General features: G+C 54.4%; 19 protein-coding genes and 1 tRNA gene. 7 read left to right on the forward strand and 13 right to left on the reverse strand.

Annotation, left to right across the window (positions count from 1 at the left end):
• Nucleotides 1-82 precede the first annotated feature (82 nt).
• Nucleotides 83-2,731: an ABC transporter substrate-binding protein gene (locus PYRFU_RS04710; RefSeq protein ID WP_167827841.1), complete on the forward strand. Its 2,649-nt coding sequence runs from the start codon at nucleotides 83-85 to the stop codon at nucleotides 2,729-2,731.
• A gap of 336 nt (nucleotides 2,732-3,067) precedes the next feature.
• Here PYRFU_RS04710 and PYRFU_RS04715 read toward each other — a convergent pair.
• A tRNA-Ser gene (locus tag PYRFU_RS04715) sits at nucleotides 3,068-3,155 on the reverse strand.
• Between the two features lie 57 nt (nucleotides 3,156-3,212).
• Nucleotides 3,213-3,944, reverse strand: a complete 732-nt coding sequence (gene alaXM, locus PYRFU_RS04720) for an alanyl-tRNA editing protein AlaXM (protein ID WP_014026493.1) — start codon at nucleotides 3,942-3,944, stop codon at nucleotides 3,213-3,215.
• A gap of 396 nt (nucleotides 3,945-4,340) precedes the next feature.
• On the opposite strand from alaXM, the gene PYRFU_RS04725 reads away from it, so the two are divergent.
• Nucleotides 4,341-5,066 (forward strand): purine-nucleoside phosphorylase, encoded by a 726-nt coding sequence (locus PYRFU_RS04725; RefSeq protein WP_014026494.1) that lies wholly within the window; start codon nucleotides 4,341-4,343, stop codon nucleotides 5,064-5,066.
• On the opposite strand, the gene PYRFU_RS09940 is transcribed toward PYRFU_RS04725, so the two are convergent.
• Nucleotides 5,056-5,454: a hypothetical protein gene (locus tag PYRFU_RS09940; protein ID WP_014026495.1), complete on the reverse strand. Its 399-nt coding sequence runs from the start codon at nucleotides 5,452-5,454 to the stop codon at nucleotides 5,056-5,058. The two genes, PYRFU_RS04725 and PYRFU_RS09940, sit on opposite strands and share 11 nt — an antisense overlap.
• Nucleotides 5,455-5,520: 66 nt before the next feature.
• Nucleotides 5,521-6,081, reverse strand: coding sequence for a flavin reductase family protein (locus PYRFU_RS04735; RefSeq protein WP_014026496.1), 561 nt, complete (start codon nucleotides 6,079-6,081; stop codon nucleotides 5,521-5,523).
• A gap of 229 nt (nucleotides 6,082-6,310) precedes the next feature.
• On the opposite strand from PYRFU_RS04735, the gene PYRFU_RS04740 reads away from it, so the two are divergent.
• The 3 genes from PYRFU_RS04740 to PYRFU_RS04750 are packed head-to-tail and all read left to right on the forward strand — an operon-like array spanning nucleotide 6,311 to nucleotide 8,567.
• The gene (locus PYRFU_RS04740; protein WP_014026497.1) at nucleotides 6,311-6,700 is read left to right on the forward strand and encodes a hypothetical protein; all 390 of its coding nucleotides are present in this window, start codon (nucleotides 6,311-6,313) and stop codon (nucleotides 6,698-6,700) included.
• The gene (locus PYRFU_RS04745) at nucleotides 6,697-7,593 is read left to right on the forward strand and encodes a hypothetical protein (protein WP_014026498.1); all 897 of its coding nucleotides are present in this window, start codon (nucleotides 6,697-6,699) and stop codon (nucleotides 7,591-7,593) included. Before PYRFU_RS04740 ends, PYRFU_RS04745 begins: the two co-directional genes overlap by 4 nt.
• Nucleotides 7,594-7,598: 5 nt before the next feature.
• Nucleotides 7,599-8,567 carry a metallophosphoesterase family protein gene (locus PYRFU_RS04750; protein WP_052296939.1) on the forward strand — a complete coding sequence of 323 codons (969 nt, stop codon included), beginning with the start codon at nucleotides 7,599-7,601 and terminating at the stop codon, nucleotides 8,565-8,567.
• Here the strand turns inward: PYRFU_RS04750 and PYRFU_RS04755 are convergent.
• Nucleotides 8,544-9,434 carry a THUMP domain-containing protein gene (locus PYRFU_RS04755; protein WP_167827843.1) on the reverse strand — a complete coding sequence of 297 codons (891 nt, stop codon included), beginning with the start codon at nucleotides 9,432-9,434 and terminating at the stop codon, nucleotides 8,544-8,546. The two genes, PYRFU_RS04750 and PYRFU_RS04755, sit on opposite strands and share 24 nt — an antisense overlap.
• Nucleotides 9,435-9,447: 13 nt before the next feature.
• On the reverse strand, nucleotides 9,448-9,831 hold the full coding sequence (locus PYRFU_RS04760; protein ID WP_014026501.1) for a transcriptional regulator: 384 nt from the start codon (nucleotides 9,829-9,831) through the stop codon (nucleotides 9,448-9,450).
• A 163-nt stretch (nucleotides 9,832-9,994) separates the two neighbouring features.
• Between PYRFU_RS04760 and pdo the strand changes: the two genes are divergently transcribed.
• Nucleotides 9,995-10,720: a protein disulfide oxidoreductase gene (pdo, locus tag PYRFU_RS04765; protein ID WP_014026502.1), complete on the forward strand. Its 726-nt coding sequence runs from the start codon at nucleotides 9,995-9,997 to the stop codon at nucleotides 10,718-10,720.
• A 61-nt stretch (nucleotides 10,721-10,781) separates the two neighbouring features.
• On the opposite strand, the gene gatE is transcribed toward pdo, so the two are convergent.
• The 6 genes from gatE to PYRFU_RS04795 all read right to left on the reverse strand — a co-directional run bounded on the left by gatE (nucleotide 10,782) and on the right by PYRFU_RS04795 (nucleotide 17,487).
• Nucleotides 10,782-12,731 carry a Glu-tRNA(Gln) amidotransferase subunit GatE gene (gene gatE / locus PYRFU_RS04770; protein WP_014026503.1) on the reverse strand — a complete coding sequence of 650 codons (1,950 nt, stop codon included), beginning with the start codon at nucleotides 12,729-12,731 and terminating at the stop codon, nucleotides 10,782-10,784.
• A 111-nt stretch (nucleotides 12,732-12,842) separates the two neighbouring features.
• Complete coding sequence (gene gatD / locus PYRFU_RS04775; protein WP_048192453.1) at nucleotides 12,843-14,216, reverse strand: Glu-tRNA(Gln) amidotransferase subunit GatD; 1,374 nt, start codon at nucleotides 14,214-14,216, stop codon at nucleotides 12,843-12,845.
• Nucleotides 14,217-14,428: 212 nt separating this feature from the next.
• On the reverse strand, nucleotides 14,429-14,587 hold the full coding sequence (locus PYRFU_RS04780) for a 30S ribosomal protein S30e (protein WP_014026505.1): 159 nt from the start codon (nucleotides 14,585-14,587) through the stop codon (nucleotides 14,429-14,431).
• Nucleotides 14,588-14,889: 302 nt separating this feature from the next.
• On the reverse strand, nucleotides 14,890-15,183 hold the full coding sequence (gene albA / locus PYRFU_RS04785; RefSeq protein ID WP_014026506.1) for a DNA-binding protein Alba: 294 nt from the start codon (nucleotides 15,181-15,183) through the stop codon (nucleotides 14,890-14,892).
• Between the two features lie 38 nt (nucleotides 15,184-15,221).
• Complete coding sequence (locus PYRFU_RS04790) at nucleotides 15,222-16,748, reverse strand: bifunctional ADP-dependent NAD(P)H-hydrate dehydratase/NAD(P)H-hydrate epimerase (protein ID WP_014026507.1); 1,527 nt, start codon at nucleotides 16,746-16,748, stop codon at nucleotides 15,222-15,224.
• Complete coding sequence (locus PYRFU_RS04795; RefSeq protein WP_014026508.1) at nucleotides 16,699-17,487, reverse strand: MnmC family methyltransferase; 789 nt, start codon at nucleotides 17,485-17,487, stop codon at nucleotides 16,699-16,701. Before PYRFU_RS04795 ends, PYRFU_RS04790 begins: the two co-directional genes overlap by 50 nt.
• A gap of 31 nt (nucleotides 17,488-17,518) precedes the next feature.
• Here PYRFU_RS04795 and rgy point away from each other — a divergent pair, with 31 nt between their 5' ends.
• Nucleotides 17,519-21,178 (forward strand): reverse gyrase, encoded by a 3,660-nt coding sequence (gene rgy, locus PYRFU_RS04800; RefSeq protein ID WP_014026509.1) that lies wholly within the window; start codon nucleotides 17,519-17,521, stop codon nucleotides 21,176-21,178.
• Here rgy and PYRFU_RS04805 read toward each other — a convergent pair.
• Nucleotides 21,175-21,444, reverse strand: coding sequence for a DNA-binding protein (locus PYRFU_RS04805; protein ID WP_048192455.1), 270 nt, complete (start codon nucleotides 21,442-21,444; stop codon nucleotides 21,175-21,177). The two genes, rgy and PYRFU_RS04805, sit on opposite strands and share 4 nt — an antisense overlap.
• Between the last annotated feature and the right edge of the window lie 5 nt (nucleotides 21,445-21,449).

A 21,449-nucleotide genomic window follows, 5' to 3' on the forward strand; every position in this document is an offset into this window, starting at 1 on the left:
GTGTTAAACAGTGGGTTTAGCGACCTACACGGACCCACTTTATACCCCCCTTTCTAAGGGGGCCTGCTTAGCGGGTGATAGTGTGCAGCGGCTGATGGCCGCTTTAGTGCTACTCCTTATCACGATTCCGACCCTAGGCATACTCGTCCACGCCCAGGGTCAAGAGCAGTTAGTCGAGAAGATAGTCGTGATGAGAATCACTGAGGACGACCCTGCCATACAGAGCCTACTGTCTGGCGACACACAAGCCAGGCTATTCAGGATACGCGACCCCAACCTTGCTAAGAAGATGATGGCACAAGGCTTCAAGGTCGTGGCGCCGCTCAGCGGTCTAGTGGACATACTGGTTAACCCAGTTCAGTGCAGAGATGGTAGCTTCAACCCATTCACAATCCCAGAGGTGAGATACGCGCTCAACTTCATAATCAACAGGAAGGAGATCGCCAACGAGATATACAAGGGTGCTGCAGTCCCTGCTATCATACCCTACTCTGAGGTCGACCCAGACTACATCAAACTACTACCAGTAGCAGCCAAGTACGAGGTCGAGTTCGCCAAGGGCTTTGAGTATGCCAAGAAGCTGATCACGGAGGCTATGGAGAAGGCTGGCGCGAAGCTAGTCGACGGCAAGTGGTACTACAATGGCAAGCCAGTGACAATCAAGTTCGTGATTAGGATTGAGGACGAGAGGAAACAGGTTGGCGAGTATGTTGCGAAGAAGCTAGAGGAACTTGGATTCACTGTTGAGAAGATATACAAGGACTTCAGAGGCGCCTTCGACGTAGTGTATGGCGATGACCCAGGCAAGTGTCAGTGGCACCTTTACACCGAGGGCTGGGGCTTCACCGGCATGACTGCCTACGACCATGATACCGCTGTTGCCTTCTTCAGCAGCCTGTACGGCTTCCAGCCGGGCTGGGGCGAAGCCAGCTACGTCAACTACTACCCACCCAAGGAGATAAACGACACTGCCGAGAAGCTCGTAAAGGGCGAGTACAAGACACCTGAGGAGTACTGGGCACTATACAGAAAGCTCGTTGACCTAGGCATCCGCGACTCCGTAAGAGTGTTCGTCGTCTGGACTAGGGACTTCTACATAATCAACCCGAACGTCAAGGGCATCATAGAGTCTCCCAAGGCATCCCCATGGAACACCTGGACCTACCTCAACCTACACTACACTGGCCCCGAGGTGAAGTTCAGCAACAGGTACGTCTACTCGCAGGGCTGGCCATGGAACCCAGTCGGTGGCTTCCAGGACCTATACAGCGTGACTAGTGTGGCCACTGCAATATACCTACCAGGTATAACCAGCAAGCCGACCACGGGCGAGCCCGGCTGGAGCCTAATCGCGAGCTTCAAGGTAGAGCGTGGTAACCCTGTCGTAAAGGTCCCAGAGGACGCGATCACCTGGGACCCGGAGAAACACGCCTGGGTCAGCGCTGGCGGCAAGGTAGCCAAGAACGCTGTTGTGATAAACTATAAGCTACTAGGTAAGCTCAAGTTCCACGATGGGAGTACCGAGACAATCGCAGACCTCCTAGCGATGATCTACCTAATCAAGGAGTGGAGTTCACAGGCGGGCGAGGGCGACACTAGGTACGAGAGCGCGCTAGCATCCCAGTATGCGCCGTTCCTAACGAACTTCGTTGCTGTGAAGGTGATCAACGAGACTGCTGTTATAGTCTATACGAACTTCACCCACATGGACGACGGTATTGTGGCACAGCAGGCCGACATCTGGACCGGCACGCCGCTAGAGCTATACCTCGCAATGGAGAAGCTTGTTGAGGCTGGCGAGGCGGCGTTCACGATGAGTGGCGCCAAGGCTGCGAACAAGCCGGCAGTACACCTAGTGAGCAAGGACCAGTGCGAGAAGATGGCTGCGATGCTACGCGAGATCATCGAGAAGAAGGAGATGCCCGACTGGGTCAAGGGCCTAATCGACCTAGGCTACCTAACGGCCGATGAGTTCTACAAGAGGCTAGAGAACCTCCTCAACTTCTACGAGAAGTATGGCCACATGCTAGTCGGTAACGGCCCGTTTATGCTAGAATCCTATGACGCTGCAAACGACGTTGCAACCCTAGTACGCGTGCCGGACTACCCAATAAGCCCAGAGCAGGTAGCCAAGGAGCTAGGCAAGCATGTCGCCAGGGTCGAGGCAGTGCAGCTAATCAATGAGGGTATAATCGAGGTCGCCGAGCCTGGCACGCCCGTCGCTAAGATAAAGGTGAGCGTTGATGGCAAACCGGCAGCCGCCAAGGCGGTCAAGGTCTACGCGATGGCAGTATCCGAGAAGGGCGACGTTGTAATGCTAGACGCGAAGTATGTGAAGCCTGGCATCTTCGAGATAGTCCTAAAGAAGCCGCTGCCAGAGGGCGATTACAAGCTAGTGATCTACGTCTACCCAGCCGGTTACAGCCAGCCTGCCAAGGCTATTGCGAGCATAACCGTACTCATGGCTCCTGAGGAGACGACGACTACAACAACTACACCGGCAACAGAGACCGTAACCACTACCAAGCCCGCCGAAACGGCTGCTCCGGCAACAACGACCGTGACAGTGACGAAGACCACCACCGAGACTGTCGTAAAGACTAGCGTAAGCACCGTGACCACGACAGTAACTGAGACCGTACAGACCGGCAATACTGGAATGATGGCTGCTGCAGCAGTTGCTGCACTGATAGTGGGTCTCGCCATAGGCTACCTCGTCAAGAGAAGCTAAACTAGAGTTATCATAGACTGATTAACTCCAAACTATTTTTACAAGACGTCCTATCTTCACTCCTCTCCATTTTATTCTATCCTCTGATCATTTTGTGAAGCAGGGTGCGTAATACTACATTAGTTGGTGTTCTTATTCGACCTCCTCTACTGTGAGGTGTGAGAAGCGTGTTTGCGAGATGCCTGGATAGCTAGGTAAAGGTGGACAATAGCTCCCGTTTATCTTTAAACGATTGTATTGGAGCTATGAAGTTCGAGACATGGTTTTGGTCTCGGGATAGGCCACCTAGAGTATGGTAGCGGCGCCATCCCCGGAAGTGATCTTAGAAGTGATGGATGGCGCCGGGGGCGGGATTCGAACCCGCGCGGGGGTAGCCCCCACCGGCTCTCAAGGCCGGCCCCTTAGGCCGCTCGGGCACCCCGGCACCAGGCCAGGACGTACTCCTGGATATCTGGGGAGTTGGGCGCCTCTTAGGTTTTCCTTAGGGTTTTGTGTTGAAGTAGATCCTCTTTCTCCTTCTTCCTTTGCTCTCCATCTTTTCCAGGACAATCTCGCCTATCTCGCATGTATTGCGTACGTGGGGCCCCTCGTCGGCCTGGATATCGATTCCCGGTATCTCGACGATTCTAAGTTGCTTGACTTCTGGTGGCATCCTCTCGGCTAGTTTCACCAGGCCAGGTATTCTCATGGCTTCTTCGCGCGGTAGCCAGTATACGCGAACCTCTATACACTTCTTTGCAATCTCATTGGCTTCGCGTACAGCCTCTTGTAGGGCGTTCTTCCAGTCTGTAACATTGCTTAGGTCGAAGTCGGCTCTGCCGCCTTCAGGTGAGATACTGCTTCCTGTGACTCGGGCACCGTGCTTCTCGTACAGCAGCGCTGCCAGGATGTGTAAGGCCGTATGCAGTCTCATCATGCGATATCTCCTCTCCCAGTCTATGACCCCGTGTACATGGACGCCAGGCTTGAAGAGCGACGGGTCGTCCACTACGTGCGCAACGTCACCGTCCTTCTCGTAAACATCTACCACAGCCACGCGCTCATCATTTACTATGAGCCAGCCGCGGTCTGCGTCCAAACCTCCTACGGGTCTAGGGTGAAACGCTGTTCTATCTAGGAACACCTCGTTGTTTTCAACTCGCGTCACCTTCGCGTCAAACTCGCGAAGGTAGCTGTCGCGTTGGTATAGCTTCTCGGCAGGCAACAGTTGCACCCGCTAACTTCCCTAAGGAGTGGAGGGTGATACGCGGTTCGAAGCCACACCAATATAACTTAGTGACGCGCGGCTCTATAGTATGGTGGGCCCCGGGACCCCGGCCCCGCCGACTGGGGCCGATGCCCGTGGATGACGCGGGGTTCTCCCAGCCCCGCATCACAACTCGCTCCTTGCCTGCATGTTACACTCGCTAGTCTGTCCAGTGTTATTGGGCGTGTTTTGGGCCCCGCTCGGCCAGGATAGGACTTCAGCACGTGAAATCTAAGCCGGGGTTCTACGCCGCCATCGCGGGGCCCATTTGTTCTAGCGGGCCCGCCTGTGTAGAAACCGGGTAACATGGTAGGCCTCTAGTGCTTTTACCCACGGGCTCTGTGTTGGCCTTTGGCTGAGAGCTTGAAGCCTCAGCACTTGACGGCCAAGCCTGGTGAGGTCGCCGAGAGGGTTGTGGTTGTCGGCGATCCGGCGCGTGCAAAGATGGTTGCTGAGGAGTTTCTCGAGGATGCCAGGGTTGTGAGCGAGAATCGTGCGTTGTACGTGTACACGGGGAGTTACAAGGGTGTTCCAGTGTCGGTAGCTGTTCACGGTATTGGCGGGCCTAGCGCAGCGATAGTCTTCGAAGAGCTTCGTATGCTTGGAGCCAAGGCTATGGTTAGGCTCGGTACTGCGGGCGGCCTCAAGCCCGAGATAGACGTCGGGCATGCTGTGGTGGTGACGGGCGCGGCGTACTACTGTGGAGGTACACTCGGGGTATACACGCCCAACGCCTGTATGCCCACGGCTCCAGACCCAACCCTAACGGTCAAGCTTTACGAGGCTGCAAAGAGGGAGGGCCTAACGGTACACATGGGCCCGGTGATAAGCAACGATGCGTTCTATGCTGAGAGCCCTGACTTTGCCGAGTTCTGGGCGAAGCGTGGCATAATAGCAGTTGAGATGGAGTGTGCAACTCTCTTCGGAATTGGGTGGATGAGGGGGTTTAGGACAGCAGCGCTGGTAGTGATAGCGGACAACCTCGTGGTTCCCGAAAAGAAGGATCTGCTTCACCACGAGCAACTAGCGCCAATCATGAGGAAGGCGGCGAAGGCTGTGCTAGAAGCGCTGGTCGAGACTAACGTCTAGGCTCGTAGAGTGGGCATAGGGCGCAGAGTACTGGCACTTTGCTAACTACTGGACGAGGTACACCAGACTCTGTTGCTACCGGTATCCCTGCGTCGCTTTTTACTCTCCACGCGCGGCACACGCCATCCACGTGGTGTCGGCATGTTAGCCTCTTCCACTCGCCGATGAGAACTGCTACACGGTGTAGCTCGCTAGCCTTGGAGCCCAGCTCCTCAAGTCTATCTAGGCTGGCAACAAGTGCGTCAATCGTGGCTTCGTGTGCCTCCACTTTGGCCTCTATGCTGCTCAGCCTCTCCGAGAGTATGTTTATACTCCGTGATATGACGGAGGTGGGCTCGGGGCTATACTCTGCCTCGAGGGGTGCGGTGCCCTCCTCAACTGTGGACAAGACCGGGCCACCGGTGGTAAAACTAAATGGTGTAAGGCGGGGCGGCGCGAAGGACGTAGTATTACCCTAGCCCCTCGCTACTAGCAGCCTACCGGGGACTGTGAAGGCTCGCCCCGACGCGTGCAGCAGTATACGCGCCTTTGCTAACTCCCATCCATACCTCGGATTGTAGACATCACTCCTGGCGTAGGCAGCCACAACATCAGCCACGATAAGGTCTACATCTTCTGCAACATCCTCGATTATCTTGTAGACTCGGGCTTCGATGTAACCCAGCGCGTCCGCCAGATGTGGAGCGCGTACAGAGCTTGACGGCTCGAGCTTCAAACCGCACCTTGAAACCTTGTCTATCTCGTGACCGCTAGTGGTGCCCACGCACCACACTACATCCAGGTGCCTATCGTCGACTACATTAACGGTAAACTCGCGTACCTCGCGAATAATCTGGTAGGTGTAGCTTTCCTTGTCAAGTGCCAGGGTTATCCTCTCGGGTTCCTCGGAAAGCGGGGACACCCAAGACGCCGCCATGGCGTTTATCTTTTCTCCACGAGATGCTATGATTATGTAGACTGGTCGGGGGTGTAGCAGCCTATACCTCTTAGACCCAACCGGTTCAAAACCAGGCATTGAGGCCCACCAGCTGCATGCGTGGAGAGACGGGAGGAGACACTTTTACGCTAACCCCTTACTAGCCGGTACGGCATTAGAACGTAATAACCGCTAGTCTAGCCCCTGGCCTAGACGTTGATGAGGCCTTGGACGGACTGAGCTGGTGATGAGTAAGCCGTGGCCGCTGAGCCCTCAGCGGGTTAAACCCCGGCTCACATAGGTATGGTAACGAGGTGGTGCGCCGGCCTTGGGCGTGGATATGGAGAGAGCACGTAGAATGGTGTCCAGAGTTATGCGTAACGCAGGGCTGCATGTAGAGGAACTTAGAGTGCAGACCAAGAACTTGCTTGGACAGGTTGTGGAAGAGAGCAAGGTCATGGGTGTTCGCGAGGGTCGCTACAAAGTTACGTGGAGTGGTGGCTCTAGTGGGAGGGTAGTGGTGAGAGTGACTCTACACGCGCGCGACGAGGATAGCGCGCGTCGTGCGGCTGAGAGGCTAGAGTCTCTGGGTGCAAATGTTGATGTGGCGGAGCAGCGTGTTCACGCAGTGTTTAGGGTTAGGGGTGATGGTGTAAAGCAAGTGCTCGACTCTATCGACGTCGCCGAGAAGGCAACGAGGGGCGGAGACGAGCTTTGAGTGCCAACCCTGTTGTCTGGTACACTCCTGCACCTGGTAAACCCGGACGTATACGTGTCGCCCCGGTGGACCTCCTTCGTATGCGGCAGCTTCCACAGCTCGTGTTGCTGGAACGCGTCGAACCGGGTGCCCTTCCTATAAACGTGGAGTGTCTGGAGGCTTGTAGTCCCTCCAATAATCTCTGCGTGCGTATAGGGAAAGGAGCGAATTGTATACGTGCATATACGCCATTGTTGCCTGGGCTTCCGCCAGCCTGGGCGGGTCTCTTAGGAACAGTCGAGGCTGGCAAAGAAGGACGCGAAATAATGATGGTGGAGGGAGAGGTTAGTGAGGTGCGTGGACTGAGGGGTGCATTTAGCCCCCGCCTATATTATGTTGAGCCGCTTGCAGTCCGTGTCATTAGGGTCGAAGAGGGCGAGTTCGTACTTAGTTTAGGCTGTGTAGAGGCGCCGGGGGAAGCAGAGGCCTTCCTGGCGTTGGGAGAACCTCTGGTTGTTAATATCAAGCCTGGTGTTGTGATGATAGAGGGGGAAGGCGTCGCGCTAAGAGCCTCCAGGTGTTCGCGTGGTCTGCTGGCTAGGTTGCTGAACTCTAGACTCCGTGGTGTAAAAGGTCCTCTAGATATACGCGGGGATATTGGCGTCCTCGAGTATCGTGTAGCTGATAATGAGGTTACTGTGACGTTGTGGAACCCGCATTTACATCCTGTAACCGTGGAGCTACATAGTGTGTATCCTGTAGCACGGGTTGAGGTTTACGATGCGAATGGTAGACATGAAGTTACGCCAAGGCACGATAGTACAGTCGTGCATTTGATACCAGAGGGAGTAGCACGTCTCCAGGTAAAGCTAAGACCTCTACCCAAACTACTAATGAGGAGAATCATGAGGTGAAAACAGTGGCTAGGCGGCCAATAGAATACCTAGAGCTTGCCTCCGAGATAGCGCAGAATCCAGATGACCTTTTGGACACTGTAGAGCACTTTGTAGAGACTATTGATGAGCAGCGGGAAGAGGGAGATGTAAACGGGGTGAGGCTATACAACCATGTTGTAATTGCACAACCGCGTGAACCCATAGTCGTAATAGGGGATGTGCACGGCGATGCCGAGACACTCGAGGAGATACTGAGGGACCCAGACACACAGCATGCCCTCGAGACGGGTTACGTGGTGTTCCTAGGCGACTATGTTGACCGCGGCCCTCACCAGCTGGAGACGATACTCGCCCCAATGCTGATGTACGTGGAGAACCCCGATCATGTCATAATGCTAAGGGGTAATCACGAACCGCTACCAGAGCTTATACCCTATCCACACGACTTTCCGTTCCACCTCAAGATTAGGTTCCCAGAGGCAGAGTATAGCGGGTTTGCGGAGAAACTATACCAGACGTTCCTTGAAGAGGTGTTCCCACGACTACCGGACGCGGCTATAATCGAGGGACGGGTCTTCCTGGTTCACGGGGGACCGCCCGTAACACTACTAGAGGCTGGCAGCTGGATTGAAGGTCTTGCTGCCGATAGGTACCCAGCACCGCTCGAGATACTCGAAGAGTTATTGTGGAACGATCCCTGTGATTGTGAAGCTGACTATATGCCTAACCCGAGGGGTGCAGGGAAACTATGGGGGCCGAGAGTCACAGAGAGAACGCTGGAGCTGACAAGTACCAAGCTCATAGTAAGGGGACATGAGGCTGTAGACGAGGGTTACAAGTTTGATCATAACAACAAGGTGCTAACGCTGTTCTCCAGGCTAGGTGAGCCCTATGGAAACCAGCGGGCAGCTTACCTCGTGCTCCGCTTCATGGAGAGATGGTACGAACGCGAGAATCTCGAAAAGATGCTAAAAATCATCGAAATGGAGTGAAGAAGTGAGCATCTTCACGGCTTTAGACACTATCTGCTCCGGTGCACCTACAAGAGGCGATACACTCCACACGCGTTCACTATCCACATCAACGCTGATGACATGCGGGTAAACAAGCAAGGCCGCGCCTCGTGCAGCAAGCTTAGCAGCTAGGCGCCAAGGATCCTCGCTCTCCTCCACTATGGCGTCCCCGCATGGTACCCACGCGTTAACGAAACGCTTGACAACGTCTCTCGCCCTCTCCCCGGAGACCACAAAATATAGACGCGCACCTCTTCTCGCTACAAGCCAGGCCGCTAGAAGCTCATCTAGGCTCCCTTCTAGCACAGGAATCACAGCCGTACCCTCGACACCGTAGGGCAGGCCACCAGGCCCCTCTACCAGCCACGAGTCGAGATACGCGTAGGCCCTCTTGGCGCGTATCTCGAGCCTCACAATCACATCTGGCTTCTCGAGGTCTACTCTAAGACTCGGTATAGCCTCTAGTATACGCGCACCGAGAAGCCTCTCAACATCTCTACTCTTCACCGGGTAACTTTCGACGCGTCTAGCCCTCACAGCGAAAGTAGAGGCTTTGACAAGCTCATCTCGAAATAGGCGGGGTATCATCTCGAGAATAGTGTTGAGGTCGTTTGGGATGGACCACGCGGGGGCCGCGCTGTGGACGCCGAAAGACCTAGCAGCTAGCTTAGCAGCTTCAAATGCCTCCTCAAGCTCCTCAACATCTATGATTATCCTGCCGGGTGTGATGCGAATCGGTCGTATCAATCCGGCATAAGCGAGCCAGCAACGTATACTCCTAGCCAGGCTCTCCTCGAAGAATTGCCTCGTGCGTCCAAGCTTAACCCCGATCTCCGCGTAGCGCACGAGAACTACCGGCCTATGCATTTTGGTTACTCCTACCCTCTCCACTCCTAGCCTTACGCGTAAGTTCCAATCTCAGCTCCCTACACAGCATGCACGCATAGATAGTTACCTCCTCGGGGCTTGCACCACTAAGCAGTCTTCCAGCTATCTCCTCGACGATCCTCCTATACTTCTCGTTGTTGAGTATAATGTCGACTAGTTCTGCTCCTCTCCTCTTGAACAGGTAGTTAGAGATGGCGGCAGGTGTTAACCCTAACAGCTTTGCCGTGCGGTATGTCGTGAAGCCATACTCCTTTACGAGCAGTATCGCGGTGGCGGCTCTAAGCGCGGGTAGGACCTTCCTGGTAGCCGCCTCGCAGGGCATAAGCAGAGTAGTCTCGTTCTCGTGGTCAAACACGTGTTATCCACCCTTTTCTCTAACACTTGATAGCTTTTATAAACATAACATTGTTGAGATACGTTGTTGTTTAACTCGCGGATAGCCGGGTGGGGGTTGCCCAGCGTCGCGTAGAATAACAACCCCCTTAGAGACAAGTGTTTCTCAATCTGGTTGAGAGGAGTTGAAGCCAGTTGAGGTAAAGTTTACCAGCGAAGATAGAGAAGCCTTACGAGAAGCTCTATCCGACATGGAAAATCCGGTTGACATACACGTTTTCATAGGCCCAGACTGCGAATACTGCAATGAAGCTGTGGAGCTCGTCAAGATTCTGGTGGAGGAGTCGCCGGAGAAAAACGGCCAGAAACTGCTCCGAATGCATGTGTGGGAAAAAGGGAAACACGACAATGTGTTCAAGGAGCATGGGGTTGAACGTATACCCTCAATCACGCTGCTGGACGGCGTGATAAGGTATACAGGTGTACCGGCAGGTGAGGAGGTTAGAGGGCTAGTAGAGACCATAATCCGTATATCGACTAATGATAGCGGCCTTGATAGTAGCACCGTGGAGAGAATAAAGAGGATAAACAAGCCGGTTCACATAGAGGTTGTCGTTACGCCACAGTGTCCCTACTGTCCCTATGCCGCGCTACTGGCAAACATGTTCGCGTTCGAAGCCTGGAAGGCTGGCCGAAGAGACTTCATAGCTGATACTGTTGAGGCTTACGAGAACCCGGATATAGCAGAGAAGTATGGCGTGACGACTGTACCAGCCATAGCCATTAACGGTGTGTTAGCGTTTGTCGGCGTTCCCTACGAGGAGGACTTCATAGATAGGATTGAAAGGATTGTACTGCGCCGTGAAAAGGTGGATACAGAGGTAATCGGAGAAAGCGCAACAGGGCTCTAGACGAGGCTCAGACAAATGCCTTTACATCACCGTTCAGCGCCGGAAGTACACATCACAGCCGCTACTGGCTACCTAGAACCTCGCGTATCTTCTTTTTCACGATCTCTGCTACTACCCTCCCATCGGCACGCCCACGAAGTCGCGCCATCACCCTGCCCATTATCTTGCCGAATACCCTCTCGCCACGCTCCAGTATCTCGCTCCTAAGCTGCTCTACAACCTCGTCCACAACGCGCTGCACCTCCTCTAGGCTTGCCGCGCCCAGACCAAGCTTCTCGATGGCCTCCTTCACTGTAGAGCCCGGGTGTTCAGCCAGATACTTCAGCACGTCCGGTATCGCCTCCTTAGCTATCTTGCCCTGGGCCACAAGCCCGAACACTTCGTCAAGATGCTCGTCACTTATGTTGTCTACCGGCACGCCCTCATGCCGTAGATTCTTCAACGTTGAGACAAGCGTGTATGCTATGAGCGTTGCTGGCACCTTACCCTTATACTTCTCTACAAGCCTCTCAAACACGTCAAGATGTATATCGCGTATCACCTGCTTAGCTAGCTCCTCGCTAAGGCCATACTCGCGTACAAACCTTTCCAGCTTCTTAGCGGGCGGCTCCGGGACTAGCTTCTCAGCTTCACGTAGTATCTCCTCCGTTACCTCCATCGGGGGTATGTCGGTCTCTGGGTACATCCGCGCCGCGCCCGGCTGAGGCCTCATATACCTCGTGGTTCCGTCGTCTAGTGCCGCCCTAGTCTCTCTAGGCACGCCCACCAAGGCTTGCTTTGCTCTCTCGATGACAGCCTCAAGCGCCTTCCTAGCCTTTTTCTCCTCATCAGCAACTATAACAATTGCATCGTAGCCCTTGCGTGCGCCAGTAACCTCATAGAGCTTCTCTACCTCCTCGCTAGTAATGCCGTAGGCGGGTAGCTCGTCAGTGTGGAAGATGCCGCCAACACCACCCCAGAACCTAGCATAGTCTGCCAGCTCTGTGCCGAACCTCCGCCCCGGTTGAACCTCGACGCCTAGGATACCGTGGAAGCCCGGGAGTTTGACAGCGAGTACCCTACCTCCTCTAGACAGGGCACGTTTAATCACCTTGCTCTTGGTGTTTCTGAACACGTCTGTCACGTCAATGATCTCTATGTTATCCAGGTCCTCTGGTTTCAGCCCTCTAGCTTTCAACTCGTCGCGTATCTGTAGAAGCCGGTACTGCCTGAGAGCTTCATAGGCGACAACTTTCGCTATGAGATCGAGCCTCTGCACACCCTTAATCTCGACCTTTGCGCCACCCTCTATCGAGATGTTCAAATCCTGCCTAATCGTACCAATACCTCTTCTAACTCTGCCAGTCAAACGGAACAACTGGCCAATGACGTATGCTGCTTCCTGCGCCTCCTCTGGAGTGTTGAGATCCGGGGCTGTTGAAACCTCTATCAGTGGTATTCCGAGCCTATCAAGCCTATACTTTGTCTTCACACCTTCCTCGCCGAGCTTTCTAGCCGCGTCCTCCTCGAGGCAGATAGTTTGGATGCCGACTCTCTTACCATTTGATAGTGTTATGTGGCCGCCTAGAGCAATGACCGCTGTTCTCTGGAAGCCAGTTGTGTTAGAACCGTCAATAACAATCTTCCTCATAACGTGTACCTCATCAACGGGTTTTGCTCCAAGTGCCAGGGCGATAGCGAGGGCTATCTTCAGAGCCTCCTCGTTAAGCGGGTGGGGAGGCTCCTCGTCAGCCTCTACGAGACAGCTGGCGGTGCGCGGAGCGTGATACTCGTACACTCTACCCTTCCTCCACTCGAACAACGCTGCTATGTCGACCTCGCCAAGCTCGCTTCGGGTCGGGCGAAGCCTACGTGGAAAGACATCCTCAGCGTCCTCTTCAACCAGCTCGGCGGGGCACTTGCAGAATAGTTTGTGCTGTGTGGCGAGCTGCTGGTGAATCTCTAGTCCCACCTTCAAACCGAGTTTCGAGAAATCAAGCTCTTCGAGTCTAGCTTTGGGGTCCAGAGGCATAACTGATGCACCCTACCTGCTCTCCACGCCCGAGGCGCACCTAATCCAGCATAAACACTAACCTATGCACACAAACAACTCAACGATAAACTGTTGCGTGGTGACCGCATGTTAGGGCTCATGGGGCCACTTGGGGTATAGGTTGACGGTGTGCCGTGGGTTTATCTCGCCAGCGAGATTCTCGAGCATCAACCTCTTCGCCTCCTCTGGGTCCCTAGCTCTCTTCAACACCCACGAGAGCTTGACGAAGGCGACTTCGGGTAGCATGTCGGAGCCGGGTATGACGCCAGCAGCTAGCAGCTTACGGCCCGAAGCGTACACGTTCATGTTGACGCGGCCAAAGAGACACTGGCTTGTCATCACTACAACAACGCCAGCATCAACAGCCTTCTTTATGCTATCAACGAGCCACTCGCCTACATGTCCCAACCCGGTACCCTCTAGAACTATGCCACGATACCCTTGCTCAACCAAGAACTCGATAATCTCGGGCTTCATGCCGGGATAGTACTTGATGAGCGCAACTCTATCATCGAAACCGTTCTCCACTACAAGCTTCTCGCGTCCCCTCTCCCTATACTCTTTCACAAGGAGCTCTATCCTACCCTCCTGTGGCCATATCTTTGCAAGTGGTAGAGCATTTATCGACTGGAATGCGTCCCTCCGGCTAGTGTGCATCTTTCTAACCTTAGTGCCCCTATGGGCTAGGGCGTATGTATCACCAGTCTCACCGTGCATGACTACCACTACCTCTGCAAATGGTGCCTTAGCGGCTGTGAGCACAGCAGCATGTAGGTTGAATGCTGCGTCGCTGCTGGGCCTATCGCTACTCCTCTGTGCGCCAACTAGGGCGACTGGTACTGGGAGACCACGATGGAATGCAAAGGAGAGGGCTGCAGCCGTATAGCTCATAGTGTCGGTGCCATGTGCTACCACGATACCATCATAACCCTCCTGGATCAACTTGGCAACCTCGTCGACAATGCGCTCCCAGTGTGACGGGGTCATGTTCTCGCTAAGAATGCTGAACAATACACCAGCGTCAATATCAGCTATGAAGCCTATCTCGGGTACAGCTTCTAAGAGCTCTTCTGCGCTCATAGCTGGTTTTACAGCACCAGTCTCGTACTCAACCTTGCTGGCTATCGTCCCGCCGGTGCCAAGTATGTAAACACGTGGTTTGGGTCCAGCGGGTGGAGACTCCTCCAACAATGGAACAGTCACGACAGCACCTACTTTTGCACGCCGCTTCTCAACAACCTCTATACGTGTACCGCGCTCAACACGTACACCGATGTTATAGCCATTATCGAGCTTGACAACAATAATGGGCTTCTGGGCTAGAGCGTAACGCGGCATAAGAATGCCCTCATAGACTGTGCCGTCGGGCTTTGTGATGCGAATACGGTCGCCTACCTCTGCACCCGCCTCTTTAAGCAGGCGTGCAGCCTCGCCAGTATACCCCCACAGCTCGTCTCCAGGCATCACCAGCCCCTCAAAACCAGCAAGAATAGTCGCCAATAATATCCCTGCAGGGGGTGCCAGAGCACCACTAGATTCACAAGAGGTGTTAAAACTCCTAGGAGCCGCGGGGCGGCACGCACACAGGTAGAATAAGGCTAGGTAGTAAGCACTGTAGCTGGTTAGGTGAGGCGGCTAACCCGGGCCGGTGTGTAAGAAAACAACCCATTGGTGTCTTAGGCTACAGCAGCTTGCTCCTGTAGCCTCCTTAGATACCTGGCATACTCCTTACGGTTGCGCACGCGCGGGCACGGGTTCTTTCTAGGCTTGGGTGGTATCTTGGGCGTCTGCTTCCTAACCTTACCAGCCTTGGTTATCGAACCGTGCGTTGGCATGCAGACCTACCCGAGAGGGGGCTCTGTACGTGCTCTCTTATAAGCTGAGGGGCTGGCGTGTGTACAATGTAGTGAAGAGCCGGGCAAGCTTGCAAAGTAGTAGCGCGAGCTGAGGATCTGCTTCAAGTGCATGCGCGACAATAACTTGTACGGGTAGATCACGCCATGCAAACCATGATACGAGAATTGGTATCAGTTGCTCTTTCCTGCACTCCCGTGGCATTATCGCGAGGAGTGTACTCGGTAGGTCGGGACCCATTGCTAAAAAAGATGGCAGGGATTTCTCAGGCTTTACTAGCTCTTTAGTCCTTCCTCTCTAGGACGATCTCGATGGTGGAGACGCGGGTGCGGCGGCCGTCGGGGTTCTGGATCTCCTGGCTGTCGATCTGGATGCTCTTGATGTCGACCTTGCCGGGTAGGAACCTCTTCCTCACGATCTCGACAGTGTCGACAGCCTTGCTGATGGCGCGGCCCCTAGCCTTGATGACGACCTCCTTGACACCCTGGTTTAGTAGGGTTAGGGTCGCTAGTACATAGTTCATGACAGGCTTCTTACCGACTAGTACCACATTGCTCTGGGCGGGCTGCGCGGCCATCTCACGCCACCTCGCGTTCTTCGGTTGCAGCGAGCCAGTCAGCTTGCATATTTATACCTTACCCTGCTTAAGGTACGCGAAACCTCCCTAATCAGAAGGGATGGTGCGGCGCGGCCCTGCTCTCTCACGGCCTCCTCCCCGGCAACGCCAGTCACGTATGCTGCGAGTTGGGCAGCAATCCATGGGTCCTTTATCTCTGCCAGTAGTCCCGCAGTGACACCGGCTAGTACGTCGCCCGTGCCGCCGGCAGACATGTCTGGTGTGCCGCTCCTATTGAGGCGGTAGTAGCCGCCAGGCTTGGCTACAACATCTATCCTACCCTTGAGTATCACAACGGCGCTCAGCTTGTCGGCCAAATGCTTGGCAGCTTCTATCCTCGCCTCGATATCCTCGTGCCCTATCCTCTTACCGAGGAGTAACGAAGCCTCACCAACGTGAGGAGTTAGTATAGCCTTGCCGTCGAGGCTCTCAATTCTATCCTGGGGCGTCGCATATTCGGTTAATGCCTTCAGACCATCGGCGTCCACGACAACAAGCTTGCCTAGCTCCAACGCCCTCTTTACGATAAGGCGGGATGCTATCCATGATTCGCGGTGCGCGCCTATACCAGGGCCGACCAGGATAACGTCTGCCAGCTGGATGCGATCCTCAAGTTCTCTCGCGTGATTCACGCGTAGTATGTCGCCTGGTAGAGGCACTGGGATTATCTCAGGTGACACAACCGTGTTAAACACCGGTTCTGGGGCGGCGAGGTATACGAGGTCGGCGCCGGCATAGAATGCGGAGAGTGCGGCTATCCAAGGTGCACCGTAGAACCATTTGCTACCACCGACTACCAGCACGCGCCCCGCCTCGCCTTTCCGGGCCCACTCTCTCCTGCGTGGCAAGAGCACTTCAAGATCGCCGGGTCCGATGTATAGCCAAGCATCGCGAGGCAAGCCAATGTTAGCCACTACAATTTCGCCGGCATGGCGAGGTCCGTCATTCTGCTTAAGTCCCGCCTTTATACAGTGCATTGTGACAGTGATGTCCGCCTTTACGGCCGTACCTAGCACCTTGCCGGTATCGGGGTCTATGCCAGTTGGTATGTCAATAGCTACAACCTTGCGCCCAGAACGGTTTATCTCCTCAACGATCTCCCGGTATGGCCTCCTTAGCTCTCCTCTGACACCAGTACCAAGCATAGCGTCTACGATGACGTCAGCGTCTAGCCAGTCGCTATCAGCCCAACGCATGTAATCATAGTGGAGCTCGACTCCTGCCGCTTCAGCAGCTTTCAGAGCATCTAGCGTGTCCGGGTGGTGTATAGACTCGGGCCTAGACACCAGAAATACCCTGACATGCACACCAGCGGTAGAGAGGTGTCTAGCAGCTACTAGTCCGTCGCCAGCCTTGCCGCCTACACCAGCCACCACTGACACGGTACGAGGCTTGAACCGCTCCAGGATTATGCGTGCGACAGTCGCACCAGCATTCTCCATCAAAAGCCGAGTCGGGACGCCAAGGTGTGCACTGTTAATCTCCCAGGCTCTCATCTCTCTCGTCGTGCAGATTGCTCCCAGCATGGCAGGGCTTCCTCGCATGTATAACAGCTGCGCGTGAACCCGGTAGATGAACAGTCTCCTCAACCACAAACCCAGCGTCTCTCAACATCTCGTATATCCTAGTTCTCCATGTTCTCTCGGCGCCCGCGAAGATGGAGAGCGTGCCACAGGGCTTCAGCACGCGCCAGAGATGGTGTATTACGCTGCGTGTATAGAGGCGTGGATTGCGGCGCGGATTAGGGCCACCATCATGTACTACATGGTCGAAGTACGTGTCTGGCAGCAAGGGGATTAGTCGCACCGCGTCTGCGAGTAGAACCAGCATATCCTGCTTCCAGAGAGCATCCTGGTATGCAGGTACAGGGTTAGCATAGAGAGCAATGGCTAGCATGACCGGGTCAACATCTATGCTCATGTAGATTGTCGTCGATGTCGTGATGTGAATGGCGTACCTTGTCCTACCTATACCTGTGCCTATCTCCAGCACTCTTCCTCCTTGTTTAACCACCTCGGGCCATGCTATCACGGATCCCGCTAGCCCCATCCGGACGACGTCAAAGGGCTCATCCTCTGTGTCGCCTAGACCCCCGGTTACACTCCTAACGTACCTCGTTAGCTCGTGCCACGTCCATCTAGAGACCTTATAGTGGAGTGCGTCGAGGGCCTCTAGCCTAGATAGCTTGTCTGCTTTGCGAAACTTGCGTTGCCTCACTAGCTCTGGTATTATCTCGCCGCTCGCCACCAACCCGCGCCAATCCAAACTAATCACCCTGCACGGGGAACGGTGAGTATTGGCGAAGCTCACGCTACTCTATGAGGCCGGGTGTCCCAACTGTCGGGGACGTATCGACGAAGAGAGGCTCATAAAGGGGCTGCCGTGTTGGGAGTGTCTCCCGCTTCTCCCTGAGGCTGAGAGATACCTGTCTGGGTTAGACTGGAGAGAGCGTGTACTTGCAGTTGCGAGGCTCCTCGAGGAGCATGGTAAGCTGGAGGGTTGGGCTTGGCTAGCAAGGGAGGAGGACGAACTCAGTATATTCGAGAGGTTCTTTGAGAGGGCTACCGGCTCACGGCCATGGAGTGTTCAGAGGCAGTGGGCTAGGAGGCTGCTAAGGAGAGAAAGCTTTGCCATCACGGCTCCCACGGGTACGGGCAAGACTACACTACTAGCAGTGTACGCTCTCTATTCTGCCGTAAATGGGAGCCGCGTCTACTACTTGCTACCTACGAGCAGCTTGGCGAAACAAGTTGCAGAGAGGCTCCAGCTGCTCGCCCATAATGCTGCAGTGCGCAAGAGGATAGTCTATTATCACAGTCTGTTGCGTGCAAGCGAGAAGCGTGCACAGCTAGAAGCGATAGAGAACGGCGAATACGACATACTAGTCACTACCACGGCGTTCCTCTCTAGACGCTGGGGGCTATTAGAGAGGACGATGTTCGACACGATAATAGTTGACGATGTTGACGCGATTCTGAGAGACTCTGTAAACGTTGAGAGAATATTGATGTTGCTTGGTGCCAAGCCGGACGAGATACGTGCTGCTACAAGGCTTGTCAAGCTCTCCCTGAGGGTGCGTGCTAACCCGGCTCTCGCGAGACGCTATGCTAGCGAGATAGAGGAGTTAAAGCGCGTGGTTAACGGCGTAGCGGGTAGGCTTGGTCAGCTAGTGGTAGCGTCTGCCACGGGTAGGGCGCGTGGCTTCAAGAGGTTGGTGCTGGGCAAGCTTCTCGGGCTTAGTGTCGGGAGTATAGCTGGGTATGCCAGGAACATCGCCGAGTATAAGCTCTTGGCTAGTAGCCCGGAAGACGCTATTGAGAAGCTCGTCGAGACCGTTGCTAAGATGGGGCCAGGCGGCCTGGTCTTCGTAGCCAAGCCGCTAGGTGTTGAAACAGCAAAGCTGGTCGTGAACAGGTTGGGTGAGAGGGGTGTCCGCGCGGGCCTGGCAATAGCGGGTAAGAGGGTTATCGAGAAGTTCGAGAGAGGCGAGTATGATGTTCTTGTCGGTGTGGCGAGCTACTATGGAGTCATGGTGAGAGGCCTTGATATGCCGTATCGTGTAGCATACGCATTGTTCCTAGAGCCTCCCTTCAACCGCACGCCTATTGAGAAAGCGCTTCAAAGTCCACGCCGTATACTCGCGCTAGCAAAAGCCCTAGACGTTGAGGGTTACCGCGAGTATGCCAGAATACTATCCAAGATGACGCCGGACGAGGTGGAACTCCTACGCGCGGTGCTGCAGGGTAGATTAGAGGCTGGCGGTAGGCTAGCAGAGGCCGCAGAGAAGGCACGCAGTCTAGCATCCGCGATACTTGAGAAACTCCGTAGCGTCACAAGCGAAGTGCCAGCAGGATACTCGATACTAACAGTGTCGTCTAGCGGAGCTTATGTTGCAACACCCGACCCTTACACTTACATCCAGGCTAGTGGGCGCACATCGCGCCTTATAAAGGGGTATATGACGCGAGGCGTTGTCATAGTAGTCTCGAGTGCGCCCCTCCTCTTGGAGCGCTTCGAGGATAGGTTAGCTAGGCTGTTAGCTGGTTTCGAACTACGCGAGTATAACGAGAAAGAGGTTCTAGAGGAGCTTGAAAAGGCGTGGGAGTCGAGAAGAGCGCCAGCAGTAAGCAGATCGGCTCTACGCATGAACATCGAGACTAGCCTTGTCATAGTGGAGTCGCCGACGAAAGCGCGTCTTATCGCTGGATTCTGGGGTAAGCCTGCTCGGAAAGAATACGATGGCGTGAATGTCTACGAGACGGTTGCATACAACCCCAAGAGCGGCAAGACACATGTGATGCTAATAGTGTCTGTAAAAGGTCACGTATACGATCTCACCGAGGAGCCTGTCGGCAAGCACGGAGTCATACTCGAAGGTAGTGACGTGAAGCCTGTCTACGCACCCATAGTGAGGTGTAGGGATTGTGGAGCACAACATGCCATCGTGGCTGAGCAATGTCCCGAGTGCAACTCGGTGAACATAGAGGATAAGAGGCGTATAATCGAACTGCTTAGAAAGTTAGCACCCCTGGTTGATACAGTCTATATCGCAACAGACCCTGACTACGAGGGTGAGAAGATAGCATGGGATATCTACACGCTGCTCAAACCATACGCCAAGAACATCAAGAGGATAGAGTTCCACGAAGTGACAAAGAAGGCTATCCTTGAGGCGCTTGCTAACCCACGTGATGTGAACAGGAGGCTTGTTGAAGCCCAGGTGGTTAGAAGGGTCGAAGATAGATGGATTGGTTTCGAGCTAAGCCAGCACCTGTGGAAAGTCTTCAACGCTAGATGGCTCGGTGCCGGTAGAGTCCAGACGCCTGCTCTAGGCTTCCTTGTAGAGAGGCTCGAAGAGTGGAAGAAGGGTAGATGCTATGCATTGATCGCGCGTCTGCCGTGGGGTCGTGTAAAGCTATGCTATCCGGATAGCAGAACAGCTAGAGAGGCTCTACGCGAGGCGCTCGAGAAGGGAGTAGAGGTGGAGATACTAGAGGCTAATATCGTGAGCCTTACGCCACCACCACCCTACACGACCGAGACGTTACTCTATGATGCATCTAGGCTGCTAGGGTACACCGCAGAGAAGACGATGCGCCTCGCGCAGGAACTCTTCGAGAATGGTCTCATCACATACCATAGGACGGACTCAACGAGAGTAAGTGATGCCGGCATTGCAATCGCGAAGAGCTATATGCAGCGTCGTGGTCATGCAAAGCTTCTAATGCCTCGTCATTGGGGTGAAGGTGGTGCACATGAAGCCATAAGGCCTACAATGCCTCTGGATGCTGATGAGTTGAGAGATGCTATAGCGGAGGGTGAGGTTAGGATAGTTACACGTCTACGCGAGAGCCACTACAAGCTATACAGTTTGATATTCGCGAGGTTCATGGCAAGTCAGTCTATACCAGCGCGTGTAGAGAGAGTGCGTCTACGAGTAACAGTTGGGAATGTAAGTGTTGAAGATGTTGTTGCGAGAAAGGTGATTGAGGCGGGCTTCCTGACATTCTATCCACACGTGATCCCAGTGTACAATGTGCAAGAGGGTAGGGTCAAGCCGATGGGTGCACGTATAGTTAGGACGTCCACTGTTAGGCTCTACACTCACGGCGAACTTGTAATGGAGATGAAGAGGAGTGGCATCGGGAGACCAAGCACGTATGCCAAGATAATAGAGGCGCTGAAGAGACACGGGTATGTAGTAGAGAGTAGATACCGCAAGTACCTAGTGCCAACCAGCATGGGTAGGAGGGTATACCAGTACCTCGTGACGGAGTTCAGGCCGCTAGTATCCCTCGAGCGGACGCGGCTAGTAGAGAGCTTGATGGATAGTGTGGCTAGTGGTGAAGCCGAGGCATGTAGAGTGCTCCTAGAGCTTCTCGAGGAGGTTGAGGGTATGGTTGCCAGGGTCGAGGCTGGGAGGGGTGCTGGCCTGGGCGAGAACCTAGCTGCTTAGATAGTGCGCCTCACGCGTATCTCTATATAGGATACAAGCCTGCCGCCGATGTTATCGCTGTCTATGTTCACCGAGACTAGTTGTAAAGAGTCGCCCAGTTTACTCTTCAACGCGTTATAGACGTCTACAGCCTTGCTTATCATTTGTCCCCTGCCTTTTATAACAACTTCATCTATACCCTCGTTAAACTTGAGTATAACCTCGAGCACGTAATCGGGGACGCTCTTCTTACCAATAACGACGACGTTATCGGCAGGCGCGGCCACTCTCC

Origin of the sequence: Pyrolobus fumarii 1A, assembly GCF_000223395.1 — an archaeon.
GTDB lineage: Archaea > Thermoproteota > Thermoprotei_A > Sulfolobales > Pyrodictiaceae > Pyrolobus > Pyrolobus fumarii.